The 2,679-nt window shown below is 60.5% G+C and carries 1 protein-coding gene; it reads right to left on the reverse strand.

Translation table 11 applies throughout. From position 1 onward, the window contains the following. Positions 1 to 13 precede the first annotated feature (13 nt). Entirely contained in the window at positions 14 to 2,548 is a 2,535-nt protein-coding gene (locus tag E1294_RS51580; protein WP_132520583.1) for an ATP-binding protein, read from the reverse strand. Positions 2,549 to 2,679 lie beyond the last annotated feature (131 nt).

Consider the following 2,679-nt stretch of genomic DNA (forward strand, 5'->3'; position numbering starts at 1 on the left):
GCATCAGAATGCGTTATCTCCTGTCCTTGCGGAGTGTTTGGATCTCGCGCCAGACGTCATCGGCTTTGGCATCTCGAACTTTGGAGAAAATGGCCAGCGACTCCTGCCAGGCAGCCTCGGCATCCGTCAGCCTTCCCTGAGAAAGGTAAGCACGACCCAGGTTGAAGATGGCCATGGCCTCTCCTCGCGGGTTCTCGATCGCCCGACATACGGAGATCGCTTCCAGGTGGTGCTTGATCGCGTTCTCGTGGTCTCCCAAAGCAGAGTAGGCGCGCCCCAGGTTGGTGATGTTCGTCGCTTGAACGAAGAGAGCACCACTTCGACGATTGATGACGAGGGCCTGATGCCAGCACTCAATGGCCGAGGCGATAGCTCCAAGGCCAAAATGCGCTTCGCCGAGCGTGTCCAGAGTGTGGGCGTGGCCTCGCTCGTATCCTGAGTCGACGACCGCGGCCAATGCCTGCTCGCATCGCTTTCGCGCCGTCTCGTAGTCTTGGGTGTCGATGGCATTCATTGCGATATTCCCAAGAACCTTGGCCTCGCCACGGCGGTCTTTGCATCCTCGAACTGCCGCCAGCGCCTGGTAGAAGTATTCGGCCGCCTCGTTCAGGCGAAGGAGTTCAGAGTATGCATTTCCCATCGCGCTGAGCAGATGCCCCTCCAACCGGAGGTTCCCGATTTCTTGTGCCGCTTTTACAGCTATCTTGTGGCCGCTGAGCAGCTCATGATGGTAGCTATAATGAAAGAGGTATACCTCTTGCAAGAAGGCGATCTGGCAGGCAGCAAGAGGCTCGCCATTGTCGTATGCCCAAGCGGGTAATGCTATAAGGGTCTGGTGTTCCAGTTCACACCAGCGCCGGGCTGCGAACGGATCGGAAAAGGAGAAGGGCTCCATTATTTCGCTCAGCTCACTCAGTTCGCCTAGAGGCTCCCGCATGCGGCCGGGCGTGAAAATGACGTCGGCGGCGTACATGCCGTGGATGAACCATGTCAGGAGCCGTGAGATGGCGTTGGTGCGAACCGAAGTGGCATCGTGGCGACGGCTCTCCTCGGCTGCGTACGCGCGTACCAGATCATGCAGGTTGTAGCGGTCGTGGCTCTGCTGCTGCACAAGGTGCGTGGAGACCAACCGGTCCAGGTGCCTGTGCGCCTTCCTGAGGGAAAACCCAGAAAGAGCGCCCGCCGCCGCCAGGCTGAAGTCGCTTCCGGGGTAAAGCGCGCCTACCGCGCGCAACATCCACGCGGCGTCCCTGTCGAGGTGCTGATAGGACCATGAAAGAACCGTACGCATGTCAGACGGGGCGTCGTCGCCGCTGTAGAAGACTTCGAGTCGCTCATGGGTGATCTCGTCGACGATGTCGGACAGACGGATGTCGGGCCGCCGTGCGAGGCGTTCACCGATGATCCGCAGCGCGAGAGGTGAGTTGTCACACAAATCCGTGAGCTCGCGAACGGTCGGGTCGTCGAACGGGACTGTGGTCCGGCCCGAGACCCGGCTCAATAGCTCCACAGAGTCCCGCAGTTCAAGTGGGGGAAGGCTGATACGGGCGGTGGCGTCGCGTGCTGCCAGACTGCGTAGCTGGTCGCGACTGGTGACGACGACAGTACAGCCAGGGGCGGGGAGCAGCGGGCGGACCTGCTCACTGTCCAGTGCGTTGTCGAGCAGGAGCAACAGACGCTTGTTCGCTGTACGGGTCCGGAACAACGCAGATGCGGCGACCGGGTCATCAGGGATCTCATCAGGGGCTACTCCCAAGCTGCGGAGTAGCATGGCCAAGGCGCTCACCGGCTCGATGGGAGTGAGCGTTCCAAAGCCTCTGAGGTTGACGTACAGTTGCCCGTCCGGGAACTCGTCTGCGACCGATGAGCACCACTTAAGCGCCAGTGTCGTCTTGCCGATCCCGGCGCCACCGACGATCACCAGAACCTGGAGATTTGGCTCCGTGGCCGGTTCTGGTTCCTTGAACAGGTCATCCAATACGGCGAGTTCTGTACGCCGGCCGACGAAGTGTGCAGCATTGGGCGGCAGTTGCTGTGGTGTGGTTATCAGACGCAGTCGCAAGTCGTCATCAGCAGCCGCTACGCGGCTGCTGATCGCGGATTTTCCCATTATGGGGAGGTTCAGCGCTCGAGCTGGGGCGTTGCGGGCTGCGGCGATCAGCTTTTCCTCTTCGGCGTCGTTTAGTCCCAACGACCTTGCCAGCGCGTACAGTGAGGCGTTGCGCGGGCGATGCACTTCGTCGAGTTCCAGCCGGCGGACAGTACGGACGTTGAGCCTGGAATGGCGAGCCAGCTGCTCCTGAGTCAGCAGCGCCCGTTCCCGCCACATTCGCAGCAGCCCTCCCAGGGTTTGTTCTTTGTCAACCGGACCGGTATCGGCTGCTTCTCGTTCTCTTGCGAACATCAAACCTATCTCCAATAAACTCATCCACCCGCATGCGTACGAGGAAGCCATCGGGTGATCCCGGTCGGCGTCATGCGCTGTGATCCCATCTGTCTGGACCGGCCTGCGATCAAACCATCGGCCGTCGAACTCCGCGAAATTCAATCAATCGGAGATGACGCCTGTTGCTCGTCTCCTCGGTATCTGAATAGCTTCCGAGGGAGACGCACGCACCGGAACTATATAGCGAAACGGTCGCCGGGCAGCTGCAAATCGGTCGACCTGGCCGAGCCTAG

It is taken from the genome of Nonomuraea diastatica (assembly GCF_004349015.1).
GTDB lineage: Bacteria > Actinomycetota > Actinomycetes > Streptosporangiales > Streptosporangiaceae > Nonomuraea > Nonomuraea diastatica.